The organism is Actinokineospora sp. HUAS TT18, assembly GCF_051364635.1.
Lineage (GTDB): Bacteria > Actinomycetota > Actinomycetes > Mycobacteriales > Pseudonocardiaceae > Actinokineospora.
This window is the reverse complement of record NZ_CP195645.1, coordinates 7,303,705-7,326,824: the sequence shown is the minus strand read 5'-3', so window position 1 is coordinate 7,326,824 and position 23,120 is coordinate 7,303,705. Positions and strand designations below refer to the sequence as shown.

The 23,120-nt window shown below is 71.0% G+C and carries 20 protein-coding genes; 4 read left to right on the top strand and 16 right to left on the bottom strand.

Annotation, left to right across the window (positions count from 1 at the left end; translation table 11 throughout):
* Positions 1-6: 6 nt before the first annotated feature.
* The 10 genes from ACSHT8_RS34230 to uraD form a co-directional block, all read right to left on the bottom strand.
* Positions 7-2,007, bottom strand: coding sequence for an EAL domain-containing protein (locus tag ACSHT8_RS34230; RefSeq protein ID WP_436496152.1), 2,001 nt, complete (start codon positions 2,005-2,007; stop codon positions 7-9).
* A gap of 164 nt (positions 2,008-2,171) precedes the next feature.
* Positions 2,172-2,993: an SAM-dependent methyltransferase gene (locus ACSHT8_RS34225; protein WP_436496150.1), complete on the bottom strand. Its 822-nt coding sequence runs from the start codon at positions 2,991-2,993 to the stop codon at positions 2,172-2,174.
* A gap of 87 nt (positions 2,994-3,080) precedes the next feature.
* The gene (locus tag ACSHT8_RS34220; RefSeq protein ID WP_436496148.1) at positions 3,081-3,938 is read right to left on the bottom strand and encodes an alpha/beta hydrolase; all 858 of its coding nucleotides are present in this window, start codon (positions 3,936-3,938) and stop codon (positions 3,081-3,083) included.
* A gap of 162 nt (positions 3,939-4,100) precedes the next feature.
* Positions 4,101-6,305: a molybdopterin cofactor-binding domain-containing protein gene (locus tag ACSHT8_RS34215; RefSeq protein WP_436496146.1), complete on the bottom strand. Its 2,205-nt coding sequence runs from the start codon at positions 6,303-6,305 to the stop codon at positions 4,101-4,103.
* On the bottom strand, positions 6,302-7,666 hold the full coding sequence (locus ACSHT8_RS34210; RefSeq protein ID WP_436496144.1) for an 8-oxoguanine deaminase: 1,365 nt from the start codon (positions 7,664-7,666) through the stop codon (positions 6,302-6,304). Before ACSHT8_RS34210 ends, ACSHT8_RS34215 begins: the two co-directional genes overlap by 4 nt.
* Positions 7,663-8,136: a (2Fe-2S)-binding protein gene (locus ACSHT8_RS34205; RefSeq protein ID WP_436496142.1), complete on the bottom strand. Its 474-nt coding sequence runs from the start codon at positions 8,134-8,136 to the stop codon at positions 7,663-7,665. Before ACSHT8_RS34205 ends, ACSHT8_RS34210 begins: the two co-directional genes overlap by 4 nt.
* A 5-nt stretch (positions 8,137-8,141) precedes the next feature.
* Positions 8,142-8,999 carry an FAD binding domain-containing protein gene (locus tag ACSHT8_RS34200; RefSeq protein ID WP_436496140.1) on the bottom strand — a complete coding sequence of 286 codons (858 nt, stop codon included), beginning with the start codon at positions 8,997-8,999 and terminating at the stop codon, positions 8,142-8,144.
* Positions 8,999-9,853: a factor-independent urate hydroxylase gene (gene pucL / locus ACSHT8_RS34195; protein ID WP_436496138.1), complete on the bottom strand. Its 855-nt coding sequence runs from the start codon at positions 9,851-9,853 to the stop codon at positions 8,999-9,001. Before pucL ends, ACSHT8_RS34200 begins: the two co-directional genes overlap by 1 nt.
* Positions 9,853-10,167: a hydroxyisourate hydrolase gene (gene uraH / locus ACSHT8_RS34190; RefSeq protein WP_436496136.1), complete on the bottom strand. Its 315-nt coding sequence runs from the start codon at positions 10,165-10,167 to the stop codon at positions 9,853-9,855. The genes pucL and uraH overlap by 1 nt, the downstream gene beginning before the upstream one ends.
* Positions 10,164-10,895 (bottom strand): 2-oxo-4-hydroxy-4-carboxy-5-ureidoimidazoline decarboxylase, encoded by a 732-nt coding sequence (gene uraD, locus ACSHT8_RS34185; protein ID WP_436496135.1) that lies wholly within the window; start codon positions 10,893-10,895, stop codon positions 10,164-10,166. Before uraD ends, uraH begins: the two co-directional genes overlap by 4 nt.
* Between uraD and ACSHT8_RS34180 the strand changes: the two genes are divergently transcribed.
* The gene (locus ACSHT8_RS34180; RefSeq protein ID WP_436496133.1) at positions 10,817-11,161 is read left to right on the top strand and encodes a hypothetical protein; all 345 of its coding nucleotides are present in this window, start codon (positions 10,817-10,819) and stop codon (positions 11,159-11,161) included. The genes uraD and ACSHT8_RS34180 overlap by 79 nt on opposite strands.
* A gap of 44 nt (positions 11,162-11,205) precedes the next feature.
* Here the strand turns inward: ACSHT8_RS34180 and ACSHT8_RS34175 are convergent, their stop codons facing one another.
* Positions 11,206-13,371 (bottom strand): 3-hydroxyacyl-CoA dehydrogenase NAD-binding domain-containing protein, encoded by a 2,166-nt coding sequence (locus tag ACSHT8_RS34175; RefSeq protein ID WP_436496131.1) that lies wholly within the window; start codon positions 13,369-13,371, stop codon positions 11,206-11,208.
* A 19-nt stretch (positions 13,372-13,390) separates the two neighbouring features.
* On the bottom strand, positions 13,391-14,605 hold the full coding sequence (locus tag ACSHT8_RS34170) for an acetyl-CoA C-acetyltransferase (RefSeq protein WP_436496130.1): 1,215 nt from the start codon (positions 14,603-14,605) through the stop codon (positions 13,391-13,393).
* A 133-nt stretch (positions 14,606-14,738) separates the two neighbouring features.
* Between ACSHT8_RS34170 and ACSHT8_RS34165 the strand changes: the two genes are divergently transcribed.
* Both ACSHT8_RS34165 and ACSHT8_RS34160 read left to right on the top strand, forming a co-directional pair.
* On the top strand, positions 14,739-15,953 hold the full coding sequence (locus ACSHT8_RS34165) for a TetR/AcrR family transcriptional regulator (protein WP_436496128.1): 1,215 nt from the start codon (positions 14,739-14,741) through the stop codon (positions 15,951-15,953).
* A gap of 9 nt (positions 15,954-15,962) precedes the next feature.
* Positions 15,963-17,333, top strand: a complete 1,371-nt coding sequence (locus tag ACSHT8_RS34160; RefSeq protein ID WP_436496126.1) for a cytochrome P450 — start codon at positions 15,963-15,965, stop codon at positions 17,331-17,333.
* Here ACSHT8_RS34160 and ACSHT8_RS34155 read toward each other — a convergent pair.
* Positions 17,320-18,117, bottom strand: a complete 798-nt coding sequence (locus ACSHT8_RS34155) for a phosphotransferase family protein (RefSeq protein WP_436496124.1) — start codon at positions 18,115-18,117, stop codon at positions 17,320-17,322. The two genes, ACSHT8_RS34160 and ACSHT8_RS34155, sit on opposite strands and share 14 nt — an antisense overlap.
* Before the next feature lie 44 nt (positions 18,118-18,161).
* Here ACSHT8_RS34155 and ACSHT8_RS34150 point away from each other — a divergent pair, with 44 nt between their 5' ends.
* Entirely contained in the window at positions 18,162-19,412 is a 1,251-nt protein-coding gene (locus ACSHT8_RS34150; RefSeq protein ID WP_436496122.1) for an SMI1/KNR4 family protein, read from the top strand.
* Between the two features lie 3 nt (positions 19,413-19,415).
* Here ACSHT8_RS34150 and ACSHT8_RS34145 read toward each other — a convergent pair whose 3' ends face one another.
* Genes ACSHT8_RS34145 through ACSHT8_RS34135 form a run of 3 tightly spaced genes read right to left on the bottom strand, consistent with a single transcriptional unit; the run spans position 19,416 to position 23,119 of the window.
* Positions 19,416-20,021 (bottom strand): TetR/AcrR family transcriptional regulator, encoded by a 606-nt coding sequence (locus ACSHT8_RS34145; RefSeq protein ID WP_436496120.1) that lies wholly within the window; start codon positions 20,019-20,021, stop codon positions 19,416-19,418.
* Between the two features lie 9 nt (positions 20,022-20,030).
* The gene (locus ACSHT8_RS34140) at positions 20,031-21,188 is read right to left on the bottom strand and encodes an acyl-CoA dehydrogenase family protein (RefSeq protein WP_436496119.1); all 1,158 of its coding nucleotides are present in this window, start codon (positions 21,186-21,188) and stop codon (positions 20,031-20,033) included.
* Positions 21,185-23,119 carry a biotin carboxylase N-terminal domain-containing protein gene (locus ACSHT8_RS34135; protein ID WP_436496118.1) on the bottom strand — a complete coding sequence of 645 codons (1,935 nt, stop codon included), beginning with the start codon at positions 23,117-23,119 and terminating at the stop codon, positions 21,185-21,187. Before ACSHT8_RS34135 ends, ACSHT8_RS34140 begins: the two co-directional genes overlap by 4 nt.
* Between the last annotated feature and the right edge of the window lies 1 nt (position 23,120).

Genomic DNA, 23,120 nt, shown 5'->3' with positions numbered 1-23,120 from the left:
CCACGCCTAAGGCAGCAGGCTCTCCAGGGAGTCCGGCTGACCGAAGTGGGCGCCGACCGCGAGGTCCGCGCCCGCCGTCGTCCACCAGGCGGCCTGCGCCGCGGTGTCGACGCCGGGGACCAGCACGCTGTGGCCCGCCGAGCGCAGCATCGGGATCAGGTCGACCAACGACCGCACGAACAGCGACTTCGGGTCCGGGGTCGCGCCCACCCTCGTCACGACGCTCTCCGCGAGCCGGACGCCGTGCACCGCGTAGTCCTCGACCGCGGCCAGTTCGCCGCTGAAGTCCGTCAGGACGACCTGGATGCCGAGGTCCAGCAGGACGTCGAGGTTGTCCTCGGCCTGGCTGTCCGCCAGCGCCGCCATCGGGAAACCCAGCGTTGTCCACTCCGGGGTCAGTGACCGGCGGACCGTGCGGATCAGGTCCGGGTCGGCCGACAGCTCCGGCGACAGCTCGACGTACAGCCGGAACTCCGGCTTCTCGCGCAGTTCGGCCACCCGCTCCGCCGCGCCCGCGAGCGCCCACTGGTCGACCGGGACGCCAAGGCCGGACTCGGCGAGGATCGCGCGGCAGCAGGCGTGGTCGAACTCGCCGTGGGTGGGGCTGTCCCAGCTCAGCAGCGCCTGGACGGCCACCAGCCCGCCCGAGCACAGGTCGACGACCGGCCGGTAGTCCAGCGCCAACTCCCCGTTCTCCCACGCGCCGGGGATGGCCGCGGCGAGGCGGGACTGGGTGCGCAGCGGGTCGTCGACCGACGGGTCGACCAGGCCCCACTGCCTGCGACCCTGTGCCTTGAGCCTGCGCAGGGTGGTCTCGGTGGCGCGCAGCACCTCGGTCGGGTCGGTCACCGCGGGCGCCGGGTACACCGCGATCGTCGCCGTCGTCGCGACGCCCTCACCGTCCACAAAGGTCGCCTCGGCGAGGGTGTCGTTGAGTTCGGCGGCGAGCGCGGCGACGTCGGGGGTGCCGCGCACGGCGAAGGCGAACTCGTCGCCGGCGAGCCTGGCCAGAATCGCCTGCTCGCCGATGACCGACTTGAGCCTGCTGGTGCTGACGAGCAGGAGCCGGTCGCCCGCGTCCCTGCCCAGCCCGGTGTTGACCGAGGCGAGGTCGTCGAGTCGGATGTGGAACACCGTGATCGGGCCGCCGATGAGCAGTTCCTCCAGCTTGCTCTCGAACGACTGCCGGTTCGACAGGCCGGTGAGCAGGTCGTGGGTGGTCTGGAAGCTCAGCCGCTGCTCGATCAGGTGCAGGTCGGAGACGTCCTCGACCATGGTCACGTGGTGGTCGGCGGTGCCGTCGCGGTCGCGCAGCAGGGTGACCGCGACCCGCACCCACGCGATCTCGCCGTCGGCGCGCAGGAACTTGGTGCGCTCGCGGACGGACTCGTACTCGGCGTTGACGAGCTCGACGTAGCGGGAGCGCAGGTAGCGGGCCTCGTCGGGATGGAAGATGGTGTCGAGGCGTTTGCGGAACATCGTGCCCGGCCGGTAGCCCAGCATCTGCTCGATGGCCTCGTTGGCGCGCACGACGCCGCCGCCGAGGTCGGTGATCAGCATGCCCAGCGCGGAGGTGGCGAAGACGTCCTGGAAGCGCGCCTCGCTGGCCTGCAGGTCGCGCTCGACGTTCTCCTTGGCCTTGGCGAAGGCGCCGCGGATGTCGTCCTGGTCGGCGAAGAGGCGCTCGCGGGTGGCCACGGTGAAGCCCTCGGACAGCGCCGCGAGCGCGGGCACGACCCGCTTGGTCGGCACACCCTCCACTTCGGACAGCCCGGGCCCGAGGACCTCCACGGACAGCCGCAGGCAGCCCGCGTGGGTGAAGCCCGTCTCGACCAGTTCGCGGCCGACGCCGCCTGCGGCCGTCAGGTCGGCGCCGGGGCGCAGGCACCCCGAGAGGCGGGCGACCAGCTCACCCAGTTGGTCTTCGATGTCGTCACGCGAACGGGCGACATAGGCGATCCGGTTGAGCGCGGTCGCCCATCTCCTGGCCAGCTCAGCACGGTCCATGGGAACCGTCCGCTTGGCTGGTCATCTCGGGCGTCCTTGGGGTGAATCAGCTGAGCCGCGCGCACCGCGGGGCCACGGGTGCCACCAGTCGCACTACGGCTGCCACTGTGCACCCGATCGGGTACTCTCCGCCACTCGAGACCCACGCAGCGCGGGTTTCGGGCTCAGTCGGTCGGGGCGCCGCCCGGCTTGTGGGCGACTCCGGCGTAGAGGTTCGACCGCTCCGCGTCGGCCTCGTCCTCGGGACGCTCCGGCCGCCACTGCGGCGTGTAGACCAGGCCGGGCTCCACCAGTTCGAGCCCGTCGAGCATCCGGGTGATCTCCTCGCGGGTGCGCGGGAAGATCGGGTCCTGGCTGTTGCGGAACAGCTCGACGGCGCCCTTCATGCCCTCCGGCGCGTTGTCCCAGGTGAAGGCGGACATCGCCAGGTAGCTGCCCGGCGCGATCACCTCGCGGTAGCGGGCCACGAGCGCCCACGGGTCGTCGGTGTCGGGGATGAACTGGACGACGCCGACCATGAGCAGCCCGAGCGGCTTGTCGAGGTCGAGCAGGGCGCGGGCCTGGGTCGACTCAAGGATCTTCTCCGGCTCGCGCATGTCGGCCTGCAGCACCGCCGCGTTCTTGTTGCCCTCCAGCATCAGCTCGCTGTGGGCCACCGCGACGGGCTCGTAGTCGACGTAGAGGATCTTGGCGTCCGGGTTGACCGCCTGGGCCACCTCGTGGACGTTGCCGACCGTCGGGATGCCGGAGCCGAGGTCGAGGAACTGGGTGATGCCCTGGTCGAGCAGGAACAGCACGGCCCGGCGCAGGAACGCGCGGTTGAGCCGGGCCATGTCCCGCGCCGGGACCATCGTCACGAGCTTCTCGGCCAGCGCGCGGTCGCCCGCGAAGTTGTGGCCGCCGCCAAGCAGATAGTCATAAACCCGAGCCGCGCTGGGCAGTTCCGTGTTCACGCCTTCGGGAACCCAGCTCGCCGTGTCAGTCACGATTCAACCTCGGAATGGGGGGAATGGTCTGGGCCAGACTACTGACAACCCCTATCGTCCATTCGGGTCAACCTTGTTAAGTTGATCTTAACCCTGTGTGACCAGGTGTTTGGCCAGGAAGGCCGTGGTCACGTCGACCGCCTGGGTGACGTAGGGCTCGATGTCGTAGAGGTCGACGTGCTCGGTCGCGTCGAGCCACACGATCTCCTTCTCCCCCGCCGCCCGCGCGTGCAGTTGACTAGCCAGTTCGGGCGAGCAATAGGCGTCGACCTTGCCGTGGACGACGAGTAGAGGTGTGGCCCCCAGCAGGTCGGCGGCCCCCAGCGCGTCGAAGGTCATCAGGGAGTGGAGGGACCCGCGGGTGACCTCGTTGCGCCAATGCTCGGCGGTGGAGCGCTCGGTGCCGTAGTAGGAGTACGGCTCGTCGCCCGCCATCGCGGCCTCACCGTTGTCCGGGGCGACGGCCGGGATGAGGTCGTCGTAGCCCGCGAGGAAGGACGCGAGCGCACCCCGGTAGTTGTCGATGCCCATGCCCTGGGCGAAGAAGGCCGGACTGTTGTAGGCGCCCGCGATGCCCGCGACGGCCTTGACCCGCGGGTCGGTCGCCGCGGCCCGCATGACGTAGCCACCGCCGAGACACACCCCGACCAGGCCGATCTGGTCTGTGTGGCCGGCGAGCACGTCGACCGCGGCGCGCAGGTCGGCGAGCTTGCCCTGGGTGTCCTCATGCCCCCGCCTGCCGCCGCTCTCCCCGAACCCGCGGTGGTCGATGGCGAGGGTGGTGAACCCCGCTTCGGTCAGCCGCTCGGCGTAGGTGCCGACGACCTGCTCCTTGACGCCGGTGAACGGCCCGCTCAGCGCTACCGCCCCGACCGCGTTGTCCGCCACCCGAAGGGTGCCGACGAGCGGGACGTCACCCGCGGTGAACTCGATGCGCTCTGCCATCTCAACCTCTCCCACGTAGAACCCTCGGTGGGAACGCTATGCCTCAACCGCCACTTCTGGAACCCGGCCGGACCACCCACACACGCAAGATCCGGTGCAAACGGCCCATTTGGCGGGGTCCCCAGATCAAGGCGAACCACCCAAACAGGCACCCCAGCGGCCCTACGTCCCAGTGATGTGCTCCGGCCGCACCGGCACCCTGGTCAGCGCCAAGCCGGTGGCCGCACGGATGGCAGCGACGATCGCCGGGGTGGACGAGATCGTGGGCGGCTCGCCGATGCCGCGCAGGCCGTAGGGGGCGTGCGGATCAGCCAGTTCCAGCACATCGATCGGCATCGGCGGCATGTCGAGGATCGTGGGGATCAGGTAGTCGGTGAAGGACGGATTCCGCACCTTCCCATCCACGACCTGAATCTCCTCCATCACCGCCAGCCCAAGTCCCTGCGCCGATCCACCCTGGATCTGACCCACCACAGCCTGCGGGTTCATCGCCTTCCCGACATCCTGCGCGCACGCCAACTCGACAACGCGCACCAGGCCGAGTTCGACATCCACGTCCACCACAGCCCGATGCGCCGCGAACGCGTACTGCACGTGGGCCGCGCCCTGCCCGTGTTCGTCCAGCCGCTCAGTCGGCCGGTGGCGCCACTCGACGGTGTGCTCGATGACCCGGTCCCCCAGCACACTGACGATGTCGCCCGAGCCCATCTCCTCCAACGACGCCCGCACGGCCTGGCAAGCCGCCCGCACCGCGCCGCCCGTGACATAGCTCTGCCGTGAAGCCGAACTGGAACCCGCGCTACCGACCGACGTATCGGCGGGCAGCACGGTCACATTCGAGACGCCCAGCTCCGTCCGGGCGATCTGGGCCTGCAAGGTGACCAAGCCCTGGCCGACCTCGGCGGCCGCGGTGTGCACCGACACCACCGGCTCCCCCGCCACCACCTCCAGCCGCACCCGCGCGGTCGAGTAATCGTCGAAGCCTTCGGAGAACCCGACGTTCTTGATGCCGACGCCGTAACCCACGCCCCGAACCACGCCTTCGCCATGCGTGGTGTTGGAGACGCCGCCGGGCATCTCGCGCAGGTCGTCGGCCGCAGGCGCGGGCATGGGCTTCTCCTGGACCAACCGCAACAACTCGACCACCGGAGCCGCGGAGTCGATCACCTGCCCGGTAGGCATCGTGGAACCCTCGCGCACCGCGTTGCGCACCCGCAGTTCGACCGGGTCGAGCCCGACCGCCGCTGCCAGTTTGTCCATTTGCGACTCATAGGCGAAACACGCCTGCACAGCACCGAATCCGCGCATCGCGCCGCACGGCGGGTTGTTGGTGTAGACGCCATAGCAGTCGATGTGGACGGACGGGACCTCATACGGCCCGACACCCAGAGTCGCCGCGTTCGCCACGACAGCGGTCGTGCTGGAGGCGTAGGCGCCGCCGTCGAGCAGGATGCGGGCGCTGACGTAGAGGAGCTTGCCGTCCTCGGTGGCGCCGTGCTCGTAGGTCAGCCGCGCCGGGTGGCGGTGGACGTGGCCGAAGAACGACTCCTCACGCCCGTAGACCATCTTCACCGGCTTGCCCGTGTGCAGCGCCAGCATCGACGCGTGGACCTGCATCGACAGGTCCTCGCGCGCGCCGAACGCGCCGCCGACGCCCGCCAGGGTGATCCGGACCTTCTCCGGCGGCAGCCCGAGCGACTCGGCCACCTGGGACTGGTCGACGTGCAGCCACTGGGTGGCCACGAACAGGTCGACCCCGCCGTCCTCCGCGGGCACCGCGAGGCCCGACTCGGGGCCGAGGAACGCCTGGTCCTGCATCCCGACGGTGTACTCGCCCGTGACGACCACCGGGGCGCGCAGCTTCTGGTCGCCCCGCCGGATCCGCACGTGCCGCACGACGTTGCCGGTCTCGTGGGCCGGATGGAGCACCGTCGCGTCGGGGCGCAGGGCCGCGGCGGCGTCGGTCACCGGGTCCAAGACCTCGTACTCGACCTCGATGGCCGCGGCCGCCCGGCGGGCGGTCTCCGGGTGGTCGGCGGCGACGATGGCGACTGGCTCGCCCTGGTAGCGGACCACGTCCTCGGCCAGCACGGGCTGGTCGGGATGTTCGAGGCCGTACCGGTTGCGCCCCGGCACGTCCGCGTGCGTCAGCACCGCGTGCACACCCGGGATGCGCAGTGCGCCGCCCACGCCGATGAGCTTGATCCGCGCGTACGGATGGGGGCTGCGCAGGGTGGCGCCCCACAGCATCTCGTCGGCGAACAGGTCGGACGAGTACGCGAACTCGCCCTTGACCTTGAGGCCGCCGTCCGGGCGGGTCGGGCTCTGGCCGACGCCGCCGCGGATCTCCACCGCAGACTGGGTCATCGCAGCAGCCCGGCCTTGCGCGCCAGGCGGGCGCTCGCCACGGCCAGGTCGCCTGCCACGTCCGACTCGGTGACCAGGCAGGACTCGTCGTCCTCGATCACCGCGTGGCCGCCCGCGAGCAGCAGCGCCAGCGGCGGCAGCGACCCGAACACCATGGCGGCGACCGGGTCGGCGATGCCCGCGTGCTCGACGCCGGTCAGCCGCCACATGGCGACGTCGGCGAGCTTGCCCGGCTCCAGCGAGCCCAGTTCCTCTTGCCTGCCAAGGCAAGCCGCGCCGCCCATGGTCGCCAGCCACAGCGCGCGCCGGGCGTCGAGGGCGCCCGCGCCGTCGCGGAGGCGCGCCAAGTACATGGCCTGACGCAGTTCCCCGCCCAGCCCGCCGTCCTCATTGGACGCGGCGCCGTCGGCGCCGAGGCCGACCGGCACACCGGCCGCGAGCATGTCGGCGACGCGCGCGATTCCCGCGCCCAGCCGCGAGTTCGACGTCGGGCAGTGCGCGATCCCGGTCCGGCTCGCACCGAGGGTGCGGATCGCGCCGTCGGACAGGTGCACGCCGTGCGCGAGCCACACGTCCGGCCCGATCCAGCCCAGCCGCTCGGCGTACTCGACCGGCGTGCACGCGTACTCGGCCAGGCACTGCTTCTCCTCCTCGACCGTCTCGGCGAGGTGCGTGTGCATCCGGACGCCCGCGGCCCTGGCGACCTCGGCCGCGCCGGACATCAGGTCCGCGCTGACCGAGAACGGCGAGCACGGCCCGACCGCGATCCGGACGAACGAGCCGCGCGAGGCGTCGTGCCAGCGGGCGATGGCCTCGCCGGTGCCGTCGAGCGCGTCGGCGGTGTCCTCGACCAGGGAGTCCGGCGGCAGCCCGCCCGCCGACGTGCCGCGGTCCATCGAGCCGCGCACCGCGTGCAGCCGGATGCCGACGGTCTGCGCGGCGTCGACCGTGGCGCCGAGCAGGTCGCCGACACCGCTGGGGAAGATGTAGTGATGGTCGGCGGCGGTGGTGCACCCGGTGCGCGCCAGTCGGACCAGGCCCGCCGCGGCGGCCGCGCGGGTGATGTCCTCGTCGAGGCCCGCCCAGACCGGGTAGAGGCGCACGAGCCAGTCGAACAGGTCCGACTGCTGGGCCATGCCCCGGGTCGCCCACTGGTAGAGGTGGTGGTGGGTGTTGACGAAGCCGGGGGTGACCAGGCAGCCGCGGCCGTCGACAAGGTGGTCGGCGGGCAGGTCGGCGGGCGCCGGTCCGGAGCCGACCGACTCGATCAGGCCGCCGTTGACGACGACGTGCCCGTCGGTGTACTCGGTGCCGTCCGCGTCGACGGTGGCGATCGCGGCGCCCTCGATGACGGTTCTCACGAGGCGCCCTCCATCCTGGACGCCGCGAGCCGCACCGCGTCGAGGATCTTCTCGTAGCCGGTGCAGCGGCAGAGGTTTCCGGCCAGCGACTCACGGATCTCGGCGTCGCTGGGCGACGGGATCCGCTGGATGAGGTCGTGCGTGGCCACGATCAGCCCGGGCGTGCAGAACCCACACTGCACCGCCCCCGCCTCGACGTAGGCGCGCTGCACCGGGTCGAGGTCATCGCCGTCGGCCAGCCCCTCGACCGTGCGCACCCGGCGCCCGTGCGCCTGCCCGGCCGCCACCAGGCACGAGCACACCGCGACGTCGTCGAGGAACACCGTGCAAGAGCCGCATTCGCCCTGCTCGCACGCGTTCTTCGAGCCCGGCAGCCCCAGCCGCTCGCGCAACACGTAGAGCAGGCTCTCGCCTTCCCAGACGTCGTCGGCGGTCCGGTCCTCGCCGTTGACCTCCATGTTCACCCGCATACCCATCAGCTCCCCGCTTGATACATCGCCCACGCCCACGCCAGCGTCCGCCGCCCCAGCACGCCCAGCGCGTGCCTGCGGTACGCCGCCGTGCCGCGCACGTCGTCGATCGGCCGCGCGGCCTGCCCCACCAGCTCGCCGAAGCGGCGCAGCACGGCGTCGGGCAGGGGGTCGCGCGAATCCCAGTCCGCTTCTTCCTGCAAGTAGTCCTGCGCGTCGGTCGCGCGCAGCGGCGTCGGCCCGGCCGACCCGATGCCGGTGCCGACCGTCTTGGTGTCGGGGTGCAGCGCCAGGCCGAACGAGCACACCGCGATCACCATGGCGTTGCGGGTGCCGACCTTGGCGAACTGCTGCGGCCCGGTCGCCACCGGCACACGCGCGGCGACGATCAGCTCGTCGTCGGCCAGCACGGACCGCTTGGGGCCGGTGAAGAACTCGGCGGCGGGCACGGTCCTGGTGCCGCGCTCGGAGGCCAGCTCGATCTCGGCGCCGCAGGCCAGCAGCGGCGGGTGCGCGTCGCCCGCGGGCGAGGCCGCGCCGAGGTTGCCGCCGACGGTGCCGCGGTTGCGGATCTGCGGTGACCCGACCGTGCGCGAGGCCATGGCGAGCCCGGGCAGCTCGTCGCCGAGTTCGGCGATGATCGTGGCGTAGGGAACGCAGGCGCCCAACCGGATCACGTCGCCTTGACGCTCCCAAGTGGACAGTTCGGTGACGGCGTTGAGGTCGAGCAGCGCGTCGGGGTGGCGCTTGTCGAAGTTCAGTTCGACCATGACATCGGTGCCGCCCGCGATGGGCACCGCGCCGGGGTGTTCGGCCTTGGCGCGCAAGGCTTCGGCGAGGGTGGTCGGCCGGAGGAAGTCCATCACCACCACGCCAATCCCGCGTCCGGGGCGTCGGACCGGCGGACCGTGCCCTCGATCAGCCCGTAGGGACGGTCGGCGGCGTAGAACACCTCGCCCGGGTTGTCCAGGCCGAACGGCGCCAGGTCGACGAGGAAGTGGTGCTTGTTGGGCAGCGTCAGCTTGATCTCGGCCAGGCCGTCGTCGCCGTCGAGCACCCGCTCCCCCATGGCGTGCAGGGTTTGTTGCAGGGAAAGGCTGTGCGTGTCGGCGAACGCTTCGAGGAGACGCTGTTTCGCGCCGTCGAACGAGGCCGCCCAGTCGCGGTCGAGACCGCTGTGGCGCCACGCCGCGGTGACGGCGGTGGCGAGGATGCGGTCGTGCGTCTCGGCGAGGGTGGTGTAGCGGTCGCGGGGGAAGCCGTGGAACTCCGAGCCCGTCGTGTTGAGCACGACCAGGTCGGACACCCCGGAGACGACCCACGCGGCGTCGCCCTCGGCCGACGCCGTCGCGGTGCGGGTGCCCGCGCCGCGGCTGAACGAGTGCACGCCCATGCGGTCCCACGTGTACTGCTCGATCTTGACGCGCGCCCGCGAGATCGTCGGCGCGGCGGTCAGGAAGTGGCGCACCAGCCGCAGCGCGAAGTCCTCGATCTCGCCGACCCCGTCGCGGGCGAAGGCGTAGACGGTGTTCTTCTGCGTGTCGGTGGGCAGCACGCCGCTGTTGTCGCCGGTCAGGTGGGTCGCGGCGAGGTCACCGGCCAGGGTCGTGGTGACGTTGAGGTCGGTGATGGAGTGCGTCTCGCCGTCCCGGTCGACCCGGACCAGCCGGCATTCGGCCTTGCCGTACTGGTTGGCGCCGAGTTCCAGGCTCCCCATCAGCTCCCCCGGTAGGTCGAGTACCCGAATCCGCTGATCAGCAGCGGGACGTGGTGGTGGCCTTCGTCCAGCACCTGGAAACACACCACCACCTCGGGATAGAAGGCAGTAGGACCGAAGTACCCGGCCGTGTCGAAGACCAGCCGGTGCTCGCCTTCCTCAGCGGTCCAGCCGGAGATCCGCCCGTCGGCGTCGGTGGTCGCGCGCCCCACCTCATGCCAATCGCCGCCGCGGCGCGCTTCGTGACGGACCTCGACCCCGGCGGCCGGTCGCCCGGTACCGGTGTCGAGGACGTGGGTCGACAGAGTCGTCACCAGTCCCCCAGCTTGGCCAGCCGCAGGGCGACGATCTTGCGCAGCTCCTCGCGGACCTCGACCCGCTCGGCGTTGTCGTCGTTGGCCAGCCTTCGGCGGGCGTTCTCCAGGATGGCCTGCGCGTCGAGGCCGGTGGCGCAGATGAGGAAGACGTGGCCGAACCGGTCCTCGTAGTCGACGTTGGCCTGCTTCAGCTCGTCGTTCCCACCTTGGGCCGCGGACTGCTCGGCGCGGGACCAGCGGGCTTCCAGGCCGGTACCTGTCGCTTTCTCGCCAATACGCGGATGGGCGTCGATGGCCTCGCGCACGTCTGGCCAGTCGAGTTCGGCGAAGATCGTGTCGGAGCGGGCGGTGAGGTCGTCCAGGTCCTTGAAGGGCCGGCTGTCCACCATTTCCCCAGCCCAGCGCCGCGACGCACAACAGGGCAGCAGCGTGGCGATGGCCCCCTCCGGGTCGGCGGCATTGAGTCTGGACAGGAATGAGTCGCCGGGCACCAGCCAAGTAGACACCGGCCGGCTGCTCGCGGCCACTGACGACGGTGAATTCGTGCTGTCGTCATACGGTCGCTGGAGGCCCCTATAGCGTTGCCTAGCTGCGGAAACCCGGTTGCGCGACACGGCAGAATCGGGGGGACCGAGTGGAGGGGCAAATGGTCGAGACGACCACGCTGTGGCGGCCGACGGGGCCGGAGGAACTGGAGCTTGTCCGCGCGGCGGGATGGCGGGCATGGCCGCCGCGGCTGCCCGACCAGCCGATCTTCTATCCGGTCATGAACGAGGACTACGCGGTGAAGATCGCGCGGGACTGGAACGTGCCGAACAGCGGGGTCGGGTACGTGACCCGCTTCGAGGTGGAGTCGGATTTCCTGGCGCGGTATCCCGTCCAGCAAGCGGGCGGGCAGACGATCTTGGAGTTGTGGGTGCCCGCCGAGGAACTGGCGGAGTTCAACACCCACATCGTCGGGCTGATCGAGGTCACCCACGAGTTCCGATGAGAAAGGGCGGTCCGCCGTGGCGGACCGCCCCTCTTTCTCACGTCTTACTTGTAGATCTCGCCCTTCTCGGCCTTCTCCACCAAGGAGGCGGGCGGGGTGAACCGGGCGCCGTACCGGTCGGCCAGTTCACGCGACCGGGCAACGAAGCCGGCCAAGCCGCCCTCGTACCCGTTGATGTACTGGATCACGCCGCCGGTCCACGGGGGGAAGCCGATGCCGAAGATCGAGCCGATGTTCGCGTCCGGGATGGTGCGCAGGACGCCCTCGTCGAAGCACTTCACCGTTTCCAGGGCCTCGGCGAACAGCATCCGCTCCTGCATGTCGCGCAGGGGGACGTCGACGCCGTCGACCTTGAAGGCGTCGGCCAGACCAGCCCACAGGCCGACGCGCTTGCCCTCGTCGTCGTACTCGTAGAAGCCCGCGCCCGAGGAGCGGCCCTTGCGGTCGAACTCGTCGATCAGGCGGTCGAGCACGGTCTCCGACGGGTGGGTGTCCCACGTGCCGCCCGCGGCGATGATGGCGGCCTTCGTCTCCTCGCGGATCTTGCGCGGGAGGGTGAAGGTCAGCTCGTCGAGCAGTTGCAGCGGCGCGGCCGGGTAACCGGCCTGCAGGCCCGCCTGCTCGATCGACGACGGCGCGACGCCCTCGCCGACCATGGCGACGGCCTCGTTGATGAACGTGCCGATGACGCGGCTGGTGAAGAAGCCGCGGCTGTCGTTGACCACGATCGGGGTCTTCTTGATCTGCAGCGCGTAGTCGAATGCCTTGGCCAGCGCGACATCGCTGGTCTTCTCGCCGACGACGATCTCCAGCAGCGGCATCTTGTCGACCGGGGAGAAGAAGTGCAGGCCGATGAAGTCCTCCTGCCGCTTCACCCCCTCCGACAGCAGGGTGATCGGCAGCGTCGAGGTGTTCGAGCCGAGCAGCGCGTCCGGCGCGACCAGGTCCTCGATCTCGCCGAAGACCTTCTTCTTCAGCTCGGGGCTCTCGAACACCGCCTCCACGACCAGGTCCACGCCCGCGACGTCGGCCGGGTCGGCGGTCGGCGTGATCCGCGCGAGGACCTCGTCGGCCTTCTCCTGGGTCAGCTTGCCGCGAGACACGGCCTTGGCCAGGATCTTCTCCGAGTACGCCTTGCCCTTCTCCGCCGCCTCCAGGGTGACGTCCTTGAGCACGACCTCGATCCCCGCCCGCGCGCTGGAGTAGGCGATTCCGGCGCCCATCATCCCGGCGCCGAGGACGGCGACCTTCTGCGCCTGCCACTGCGGCTGGCCGTCGGGGCGGCTGTTGCCCTTGTTGATGGCCTGCAGGTCGAAGAAGAACGCCTTGGTCATGTTCTTCGACACCTGGCCGATGACCAGGTCGACGAAGTACTGCGTCTCGATCTTCGTGGCGGTGTCGACGTCGACCTGGCAGCCCTCGATCACCGTGGCGAGGATGTTGCGCGGCGCGGGCATCGGGGCGCCCTTGAGCTGCTTGCGCAGGTTCGCCGGGAACGCGGGCAGGTTCGCCGCGAACGCCGGGTGCGACGGGGTGCCGCCGGGGATCTTGAAGCCCTTGACGTCCCACGGCTGCTGGGCGGCCGGGTTGGCCTTGATCCATGCCTTGGCCGAGCTGATCAGCTCCTCCGGCGTCGACACGACCTCGTCGACGAGGCCGATCTCCTTGGCCTTGGCAGGCTTGTTGCGCTGGCCCTGCAGCAGGACATTGAGCAGCGCGTTCTGGATGCCGATGAGGCGCGGGACGCGGACGGTGCCGCCGCCGCCGGGCAGCAGGCCCAGCGACACCTCGGGCAGGCCGATCTCGCTGCCCTTGACGTCGAGGGCGATGCGGCGGTGCGTGGCCAGGGCCAGTTCGAGGCCGCCGCCGAGCGCGGCGCCGTTGATGGCGGCCACGACCGGCTTGCCGAGGGTCTCCAGGCGGCGGAAGTCGCGCTTCATGCCGTTGCACTGGTCGGTGATGGCCTGCGCGTCGGCCGGACCGGCCTTCGACATGAGCTTCAGGTCGCCACCGGCGAAGAAGGTCTTCTTGGCCGAGGTGAGCACGACACCGGTGATCGAGTCCTTTTCGGACTCAAGCCGGTCCACGGTGGCCGCCAACGAAACCCGGAAGGTCTCGTTCATCGTGTTGGCCGACTGGCCCGGGTCGTCCATCGTCAGCGTGACGATGCCGTCCGCGTCGGACTCCCACTTGAACATGTTCTCAGTCATTTGAGTGATCTCTCCGGGATCAGACGCGCTCGATGATGGTCGCGACGCCCATGCCGCCGCCGATGCACAGGGTGATGAGCGCGCGCCGGGCACCGCGCCGCTCCAGCTCGTCGACCATGGTGCCGGTGATCATCGCGCCGGTGGCGCCCAGCGGGTGGCCCATGGCGATCGAGCCGCCGTTGACGTTGATCTTCTCGTGCGGGATGTCCAGGTCCTTCATGAACTTCAGCACGACCGCGGCGAACGCCTCGTTCAGCTCCCACAGGTCGATGTCGTCCGGCGTCAGGCCCGCCAGGGCAAGCGCCTTCTTCGCCGCCGGGGTGGGGCCGGTGAGCATGATGGTCGGCTCGGCGCCGGTGACCGCGGCCGAGACGATGCGGGCGCGCGGGGTCAGGCCCGCGGCCTTGCCCGCCGCCTCGTTGCCGATGAGCACGAGCGAGGCGCCGTCGACGATGCCCGACGAGTTCGCCGCGGTGTGCACGTGGTTGATCTTCTCGACCCAGTGGTACTTCTGCAGCGCCACCGCGTCGAAGCCGCCCATCTCGCCGATGCCCGCGAAGGACGGGCCGAGCTTGGCCAGGCCCTCCACAGTGGACTCGGGGCGCATGTGCTCGTCGTGGTCGAGGATGATCACGCCGTTGCGGTCGCGCACCGGCACGACCGACTTGGCGAAGTAGCCCGCCGACCACGCCGCCGCCGCGCGCTTCTGCGACTCGACGGCGTAGGTGTCGACGTCCTCGCGGGAGAAGCCCTCGATGGTGGCGATGAGGTCGGCGCTGATGCCCTGCGGGACGAAGTAGGAGTCGTAGTTCGTCTCCGGGTCGTTGAACCACGCGCCGCCGTCGGAGCCCATCGGGACCCGCGACATCGACTCGACGCCACCGGCGATCATCAGCTGGTTCCAGCCGGAGCGGACCTTCTCGGCCGCGGTGTTGACCGCCTCCAGGCCCGACGCGCAGAACCGGTCGAGCTGCACGCCCGCGACGGTGTCCGGCAGGCCCGCGGCCACGGCGGCGGTGCGGGAGATGACCGAGCCCTGGTCGCCGACCGGGGAGACGACGCCGAGCACGATGTCGTCGATCGTGGCCGGGTCGAGGTCCGGGAAGCGGCCCTTGAGTTCGTTGATGAGGCCCACGACCAGCGAGATGGGCTTGACCCCGTGCAGCGAGCCGTTCTGCTTGCCGCGGCCTCGCGGCGTTCGGATCGCCTCATAGATGAAGGCTTCGGTACTCACGCTCGTCCGGTCCTCTCGTGGCTGAGTTGAGCTAATGCCCATTAACATAGTGCCGCTGATTCCCAGGTTGTCAACAGCAAGTAGCTCCGTTAGCGTGGTTAGTCGCGTCTCACGATCCAGGAGGCTTGACCCGTTGACCGCCGAGCTCAGCCCACCCCGTGGCCGCAGGCCGCGCAACCGCAAGGCCCAGCTGGCCGACGCGGCGGCCGAGCTGTTCGGCAAACGCGGCTACCACTCGGTCGCGGTCAACGACATCGCCGCGGCCGCGGGCATCACCGGCCCGGCCCTCTACCGGCACTTCCCCAACAAGCAGGCCCTGCTCGGCCACGTGCTGCTGACCGGCGTCGACGTCCTCATCGAGCACCTCGACGCCGCGATCGCCGAGGCGCACGGCGACGTCGAGCGGTGCGTCGGGCCGCTGCTGCACGCCGCGGCCGAGGTCTCCATCGAGCAGCGGGAGCTGACCGCGCTGTGGCGCTGGCAGGGCCGCCACCTGCACGCGGCCGACCAGCAGGAGATCCGCAGGCGGATGGGCGCCTCGCTGGCCCGCTACATCTCCGGCCTGCGCGGCCTGCGCCCCGAGCTGGGCCGGGCCGACACCGAACTGCTGGCCTTCGCCGTGATGAGCGTCTACGGCAGCGTCGGCGACCACCACGCCAACCTGGCCCGCGAGCCGTTCGAGCGGCTGCTCGCCCGGCTCGCCGAGTCCGTCATCCGCTGCGCGGTCGTCCCCGCCGTCGACGAGCCCGCGGCGGCCGGGTGGCGCTCACGCGTCCAGCCCGCGCCGAGCAGGCGCGAGGAGCTGCTGTCGGCGGCCACCAGGCTGTTCCGCGACCACGGCTACCACGCGGTGAGCATGGAGGACATCGGCGCGGTCACCGGGATCGCCGGGCCGAGCATCTACAAGCACTTCGCCGCCAAGTCCGACATCCTGCTGGCCTCGTGCCGCCGCATGGCCGACCGGCTGCGACTCGGCCTCGACCACGCGCTGGCCGAGGCGACGGACCCGACCGACGCGCTGCACCGCCTCACCCGCTCCTACGCCGACACCGTCCAGCGCTCCGACGATCTCATCGCGGTCTACACGAACGAGGTCGTCAACCTGCCCGAGCGCGACGCGAAGGAGCTGCGCAGACTCCAGCGCGGCTACGTCGCCGAGTGGGTGCGGCTGCTGCGCGAGAGCACGCCGACGCTGTCGGAGGCCGAGGCGCGGGTGGCCGTCCACGCCGCGCTGACCGTGATCAACGACTTGCCGCGTTCGCGCCGTTTCGCGTCGCGGCCCGCCCTGACCACCGAGATCGCCGAGCTGGCGATGACGGTGCTGCGGGAGGCCGCGCAACCGAGCTAGGGAGGGTCAATGACGACCGTGCACAAGGTGGAACGCTGGCTTTCGGACCGGCCGTGGCCGACGCGCGAGTTGGCCCCCACCCCTCCTGACGCACGTCCTGTGCTCGGCGACGCGGGCCTGCCCGTGCTCGGCCACACCCTCAGCATCCTGCGCCAGGGCGTCGACTTCGGGCTGCGCCGGTACGAGCGGTACGGGCCGGTGTCGTGGATCAGCTCGTTCGGCACGAAGTTCGTCACCGCGGCGGGACCCGAGGCCGCCCAGGTCGTGCTCACCAACAAGGACAAGGCGTACTCGCAGCAGGGCTGGGAGTTCTTCATCGGCCCGTTCTTCCACCGCGGCCTGATGCTGCTCGACTTCGACGAGCACCTCCAGCACCGGCGCCTCATGCAGCACGCGTTCACCAGCGACCGGATCAGCGCCTACAACGCCCGCGTCGCCGACATCGCCGCGCGCGAGATCCGCCTGTGGCCGCAGCAGGACGGCTTCCTGGTCTATCCGGCGCTGAAGAAGCTGACGCTCGACGTGGCGACCGACATCTTCATGGCCACCAACGGCGAGACCACCGCGCTGCGCGAGGCGTTCGTCGACACCGTGCGCGCCGGGACCTCGCTGATCCGCCACCCGGTGCCGGGCGGACGCTGGGCGGCGGGGCTGCGCGGGCGCAAGGTGCTGGAGGCGTACTTCCGCGCGGAGGTGCCGCGCAAGCGCGCGAGCGCCGACGACGACCTGTTCTCCGCGCTCTGCCACGCCCGCACCGACGAGGGCGACGTCTACAGCGACGACGACATCGTCAACCACATGATCTTCCTGATGATGGCCGCGCACGACACGTCGACCATCACCACCACGGCCGCCCTGTACTACCTCGCCAAAGATCCGGTGTGGCAGGAGAAGGCCCGCGCCGAGTCGATGGCCGTCGACGAGGTGAACACATCCACTTTGGACAAGCTGACCGCGTTGGACCTGGTGATCCGGGAGAGCATGCGGCTGGTCGCGCCCGTGCCGTCGCTGGCGCGGCAGACGGTGAAGGACACCGACCTGCTCGGCCACCACGTGCCCGCGGGCACCAAGATCGCCGTGTCCACGTGGGTCAACCACCTGCTCCCCGAGTACTGGCCCGACCCGCACCGCTTCGACCCGCTGCGCTTCGCCGACGACCGCCGCGAGGACAAGGTCCACCGGTACGCGTGGATGCCGTTCGGCGGCGGCGTGCACAAGTGCATCGGGATGCACTTCGGGATGTACGAGGTGAAGACGCTGCTGCACGAGCTGCTGCGGACGTTCCGCTGGTCGGTGCCGTCCGGCTACGAGGTGCGCTGGGACCCGACGGCGCTGCCGGTGCCGACCGACGACCTGCCGATCCAGCTCACTCGGCGCTGAACAGCCACGTCAGCGACGTCGTCGCCTGGGTGACGAACTGCCGCAGCCCACTCTCGACGCCGTAGCGCCAGTCCTCCAGGACCGTGCAGCGGGCGTAGAAGATCGCGCGCTCGTCGTAGGCGTTGCCGGGGAGGACACCGAGGTCGCGGTACAGCAGGCCGTGGTCGTAGGCCGGGTCGCACAGCGCGGCGTCGGTCCAGTCGATCACCCCGCTGACCCGGCCGTCCTGGATGAGGACGTGCTCGACGCCGAGGTCGTTGTGCGAGAAGACCACGTCGTAGTCCGGCTTCGGCGGCGGCTGGGCGAGGAACGCCTCGATCGCGGCCCGGTACTCCCCCGGCACGTCGAGCGCCGCGTAGCACTCGCGGGCGTCCTCGAGCCAGCCCTCGCCGTCCTGGTCGTCGACCTCGACGAGGTCTTTGACCCGGTCGAGCGGGATGGCGTGCAGGGCGTCGAGGAAGGCGCGCAACTCGTCCACGACGCCCGGTGGCCGCTCGGGAAGGTCGATCAGGGCCGTGCCCGGGAGCCGGTCGTAGGCGAGGCAGCGGAGTTCGGGCAGGACGAGCCGGGGCCGCGGGATGGGCAGCGGCGAGAACTCGGCGACGGTGTCGAGCAGCCGCGCCTCGGCGGCCACGTCGGTGTCGCCCTTGGCGAAGCGGACGATCAGCGCGCCGTCGACGTCGTAGGCGACGTTGTCCTGGCCCTCGCCGAGGTGCCGGACGGTGTCGACCAGGAGGTCGGGCAGGTGGGCGGCCAGGACCGCGCGGACGTCGTCGCTCCCCATGGTCCGATCCTACGGACGCCCGCGACCCGATTACGCTGCGTGTCATGACGGGGGAACAACTGGAGTTCGGCCTCATCTGCGCGACCGATGCCCCGCAGCGGGTCGTCCTCGACGCGGACTTCCGGGCGCCCGGGCATCCGCTCCCCGGTCTGCCGCTGCCCGCCGAGTCCCGGGTGGACGACGAACCCACCGACCCGGCGACGCTGGCGGCCGTCGCGGCGCTGATAGCCGAGTTCGCCGAGCGCAGGGCCGCGATCATGGGGACCGCGCCGGAGTTCGCCCCCGGTCGCTCCGAGGCGGAGATCCTGGCCGCCGAACGGATCGTCGGCGCGCGGCTGCCGGAGGACCTGCGTGCGCTGTACCGGACTATCGACGGCGAGCCGCGCGAGACCGGTCTGCTTGGCAGGTACGGGATTCTGCCGCTGGACCAGCTCGTCGAGTGGCACACCGGCGGCCTCCCCGGTTCGCCCGCCTGGCCCCAGGACGACGTGTTCGGCGCGGACGTGGTGATCCACGCCGATCCGAAGCACCGGGTCCGCCGCGTCGCCCGCCACGACTGGTGGATCACCGTCGGCACCGACCAGGCGCTGAACTACCTCGCCGTCGACCTGGACCCCGACGACGCCGGGCGGGTCGGCCAGATCATCGAATACGGACGCGACCTGCACTGCGCGATGCGCTACGTCGAATCGTCCGTCGGCGAGATGCTGCGCCAGGTCGTCACCGGTCTGCGGGCGGGCGACTACGAGGTCGAGGGCGGCCACCTGACGGTGACCACCCTGTTCGACACCGGCGACACCGGCGCGGACTGCGGGCTGGTGCTCAACCAGGCCGACGACCTCGCCGCCGCGGTCGCCGGACACGACGCGGTCCAGCGCCTGAACGTCAACCGGTCCGAGACGGTCGACCTCGCCGCGCTGTCTTTGCGGTCGCTGCGGGACCTGGCGGTCAACCGGGCCGGGACGGTCACCACCGAGGGCACTGACCTGCCTGCCCTGGAGTCCTTGCGGATCACCGCGGACAGCGTCGACCTCACCGGCCTCACCGGCCACCCGCTCCTGTGGCGGCTCCACATCGCGGGCGCCGTCGACCTCGACCCGCTCACGACCCTGCCCGCCCTGTGCGACCTGGACATCTCGGGCTGCGACACGCTCGACGTCGGCCGGCTCGCGGCGCTGCCGTCGCTGCGGGTGCTGACGATGAACGCCGCCCAGTGGCGGGCGCTCGGCTCGCCGCCGCCGTTGGCCGCCGCAGGCAAGACCGGCCCCGGCGAGTGGGCATTCCGTCCCGAGTAGAACTCAGGCGGACAGCGTCGCGTGCAGGACGGTCGCCCACTGGCTCAGGACCCTGGTGCGGCGGGCGCGGTCGTCGGTGAGCAGGTTCGCCAGCCCGAGCCCGCGCGCCAAGTCCAGGGTCGCCTGGACTGCCTCGCGCACGCCCGGGCGGGACTCGTCGGCGCCCAGGGCCGCCACGGTCATCCGGTGTGCCTCACGGCCGACGCGGGCCTCCAAGGGGACGACCTGGGCGCGCAACTGGTCGTCGGAGGCCGCCGCCACCCACAGTTGGAGGGCGGCGCGGAAGAACTTGCCCGCGTACAGCTCGCCGATCGTCGTGACGACCAGTTCGGTGCGTTCCGGCCCGGGCGGCAGGTCGGGCATGGCGTCGCTCAAGTGCGCGATGCGTTCGCCGGTCACGTACTCGATCGCGGCGGTGACCAGGTCCTCCCTGGTCGGGAAGTGGTGCTGCGCCGCGCCGCGGGACACGCCTGCGCGTTCCGCGACGACGGCGACGGTGCTGCCGGACCAGCCGACCTGGGCGAGGCTGTCGATGGCGGCCTCCAGCAGCCGCTGCCGGGTGGCTCGGCTGCGGTCCTGCTGGGGTTGCCGTACTGCCTCGCTGGTCACGTCACACCTCTAGTAGGACTTGGGCAGCCCCAGGGAGAACTGCGCCACGAAGTTCAGGATCATCTCACGGCTCACCGGGGCGATCCGGGTCAGCCGGGAGGCGCTGATGAGCACGCCGAGCCCGTACTCGCTGGCCAGTCCGTTGCCGCCGTGGGTCTGCACGGCCGCGTCGACCGCCTTGATCACGGCCTCGCCCGCGGCGTACTTGGCCATGTTGGCCGACTCGCCCGCGGCCATGTCGTCGCCCGCGTCGTAGAGCGCCGCCGCCTTCTGCATCATCAGCTTGGCCAGCTCCAGCTCGACCTTGGCCTGCGCCAGCGGGTGCGCCACGGCCTGGTGCGCGCCGATCGGCTCCTTCCACACCGTGCGGGTCTTGGCGTACTCCACGGCCTTGTCCAGCGCGAACCGGCCCATGCCGACGGCGAACGCGGAAGCCAGGATGCGCTCCGGGTTCAGGCCCGCGAACAGCTGCATCAGCGCGGCGTCCTCGGAGCCGACGAGCGCGTCGGAGGGCAGGCGGACGTCGTCGAAGAACAGCGCGAACTGGGAGTCCGGCGCGACGATGTCCATCTCGATCTTCTTGAACTCGAACCCGGGCGCGTCGGTCGGCACGACGAACAGCGCGGGCTTGAGCTTGCCGGTCTTGGCGTCCTCGGTGCGGCCGACGACGAGCACGGACTGCGACTCGTCGACGCAGGAGATGAACACCTTGCGGCCGGTGATGACCCACTCGTCGCCGTCGCGGCGGGCGGTGGTGGTCAGCCGGTGGGCGTTGGAGCCCGCGTCCGGTTCGGTGATGGCGAAGGCCATGCGGAGGGAGCCGTCGGCGAAGCCGGGCAGCCAGCGCCGCTTCTGGTCCTCGGTGCCGTAGCGGGCGATGATCGTCGCGCAGATCGCCGGGGAGACGACCATCTGCAGCAGGCCGTTGCCGGTGGCGCTGAGTTCCTCGCACACCGCGGCCAGGTCGCCGATGCCGCCACCGCCGCCGCCGAACTCCTCCGGCACGTTGACGCCGAGGTAGCCGAGCTTGCCCGCCTCGTCCCACAGTTCGGTGGTGTGGCCGCCGGAGCGCGCCGCCTTGATCGCGTACTGCGGCCCGTACTTGCGCCCCAGTTCGGCGACCGCCGCGCGCAGGGCCTGACGTTCCGACGACTCCGTGAATGTCACGATTCCTCCTGCACGACGGCGAGGACGCGGCCGACGTCGACCTGGTCCCCCGGGGACACGGTGAGTTCCGCGACGACACCCGCGACGGGCGCGTCGATGCGGTGTTCCATCTTCATCGCTTCCAGCCAAAGCAGCGGCTGACCGGCCTCGACCTGCTGGCCCGCCTCGACCGCGACCCGCACGACCGTGCCCGGCATCGGCGCGAGCAGCGAGCCCGCGGCGACGCTGTCGGCCGGGTCGGCGAACCTCGGCGGGATGGTCAGCGCGACCGCGCCGTAGGCCGAGTCGACGCAGGCCAGGCCCGGGTAGGTGGCCACGTCGAACCGGCGCTTGACCCCGCCGACCTCGAGTTCGACCGCCGTCGGCGTCGCGGAGACCAGTTGGACGCCCTCGACGCCGATCAGGCCGTCGCGGGTGACGCGGTAGCGGACTTCGAGGTCGCCGTACCGCTTGACCTGCGGCTGCGAGGCGACGTTGCGCCAGCCCGCCGGGAGCCTGCCGAGCACCTTCGCCTTCGCCCGGTTCGCCTCGGCGTCGGCCAGGGCGGCCGCCAGCGCGGAGAGGGCCTCGGCGTCCTTGTCGGCGAGCGGGGCGGCCAGGGTGTCGAGGCCGTGCCGGTCGAAGAAGGCGGTGTCGGTGTCGCCCGCGAGGAACGCCGGGTGGCGAAGGATGCGGACGAGCAGGTCGCGGTTGGTGCGCAGGCCGTGGATCTTGGCCCGGGTGAGCGCGCCCGCCAGCGCGCGGGCGGCGGCGGTGCGCTCGGGTGCCCAGGCGATGACCTTGGCCAGCATCGGGTCGTAGTGCACCCCGACGACCGACCCGCCGCGCACGCCCGAGTCGAGGCGGATGCCCGCACCGGTCGGGTTGGTGAACTCGACCCCGGGGATGTCGAACGCGACGAGCGTGCCGCTCTGCGGCCGCCAGCCCGCGGCCGGGTCCTCGGCGTAGAGGCGGACCTCGATCGCGTGGCCGGTCGACGCGGGCGGCTCGGCGGGCAGCTCGACGCCCTCGGCGATGGTGAGCTGGAGGGCGACCAGGTCGAGGCCGGTGACGCATTCGGTGACCGGGTGCTCGACCTGCAGGCGGGTGTTCATCTCCAGGAAGAAGAAGCGGCCGGACTCGTCGGCCAGGAACTCGACCGTGCCCGCGCCTTCGTAGCCGATCGCGGCGGCGGCTTTGCGTGCGGCGTCGAACAGCCGCTCCCGCATGCCTTCGGTCCGCTCGACCAGCGGTGAGGGGGCTTCCTCGACGACCTTCTGGTGGCGCCGCTGCAGCGAGCACTCACGCTCGCCGACGGCCCAGACCGTGCCGTGCTTGTCGGCCATGACCTGGACCTCGATGTGGCGTCCGGTCTCCAGGTAGGGCTCGATGAAGACCGTCGGGTCGCCGAACGCCGATCCCGCCTCGCTGCGTGCCGCTTCCAGCTCACCGTCGAGGTCGGCGGCGGTCCGGACGATCCGCATTCCGCGACCGCCACCGCCCGCCGATGCCTTGACCAACACTGGGAACTCGGTGACGTCGTTCGGGTCCAGTTTGGACAGCACGGGCACACCCGCGGCCGCCATCAGCTCCTTGGACTCGATCTTGGAGCCCATCCGCTCGATCGACTCGACCGGCGGCCCGACCCAGATCAGCCCCGCGTCGATGACCGCCTTGGCGAACGCGGCGTTCTCGGACAGGAACCCGTAGCCGGGGTGGATGGCGTCGGCCCCGGCGTCGAGCGCGGCCTGGATGAGCAGGTCGGCCCGCAGGTAGGTCTCGGCGGGGGTGTTGCCGGGCAGCCGGACCGCGCTGTCGGCCTCGGCGACGTGCGGGGAGTCCGCGTCGGCGTCGGAGTAGACCGCGACGGTGGCGATGCCGAGGTCGCGGGCGGTGCGGAAGACCCGGCGGGCGATCTCGCCGCGGTTGGCCACGAGCAGTGCAGTGATCATG

Coding starts and splice junctions, on each gene's coding strand:
- ACSHT8_RS34230 (WP_436496152.1), bottom strand. CDS start 2,007: ATGGACCGTGCTGAGCTGGCCAGGAGATGGGCGACCGCGCTCAACCGG.
- ACSHT8_RS34220 (WP_436496148.1), bottom strand. CDS start 3,938: ATGGCAGAGCGCATCGAGTTCACCGCGGGTGACGTCCCGCTCGTCGGC.
- ACSHT8_RS34215 (WP_436496146.1), bottom strand. CDS start 6,305: ATGACCCAGTCTGCGGTGGAGATCCGCGGCGGCGTCGGCCAGAGCCCG.
- ACSHT8_RS34205 (WP_436496142.1), bottom strand. CDS start 8,136: ATGCGGGTGAACATGGAGGTCAACGGCGAGGACCGGACCGCCGACGAC.
- ACSHT8_RS34200 (WP_436496140.1), bottom strand. CDS start 8,999: ATGGACTTCCTCCGGCCGACCACCCTCGCCGAAGCCTTGCGCGCCAAG.
- pucL (WP_436496138.1), bottom strand. CDS start 9,853: ATGGGGAGCCTGGAACTCGGCGCCAACCAGTACGGCAAGGCCGAATGC.
- ACSHT8_RS34180 (WP_436496133.1), top strand. CDS start 10,817: ATGGTCGAGACGACCACGCTGTGGCGGCCGACGGGGCCGGAGGAACTG.
- uraD (WP_436496135.1), bottom strand. CDS start 10,895: ATGCCCGCCATCCCGCCGCGCGGACAAGCTCCAGTTCCTCCGGCCCCG.
- ACSHT8_RS34175 (WP_436496131.1), bottom strand. CDS start 13,371: ATGACTGAGAACATGTTCAAGTGGGAGTCCGACGCGGACGGCATCGTC.
- ACSHT8_RS34160 (WP_436496126.1), top strand. CDS start 15,963: ATGACGACCGTGCACAAGGTGGAACGCTGGCTTTCGGACCGGCCGTGG.
- ACSHT8_RS34155 (WP_436496124.1), bottom strand. CDS start 18,117: ATGGGGAGCGACGACGTCCGCGCGGTCCTGGCCGCCCACCTGCCCGAC.
- ACSHT8_RS34150 (WP_436496122.1), top strand. CDS start 18,162: ATGACGGGGGAACAACTGGAGTTCGGCCTCATCTGCGCGACCGATGCC.
- ACSHT8_RS34135 (WP_436496118.1), bottom strand. CDS start 23,119: ATGATCACTGCACTGCTCGTGGCCAACCGCGGCGAGATCGCCCGCCGG.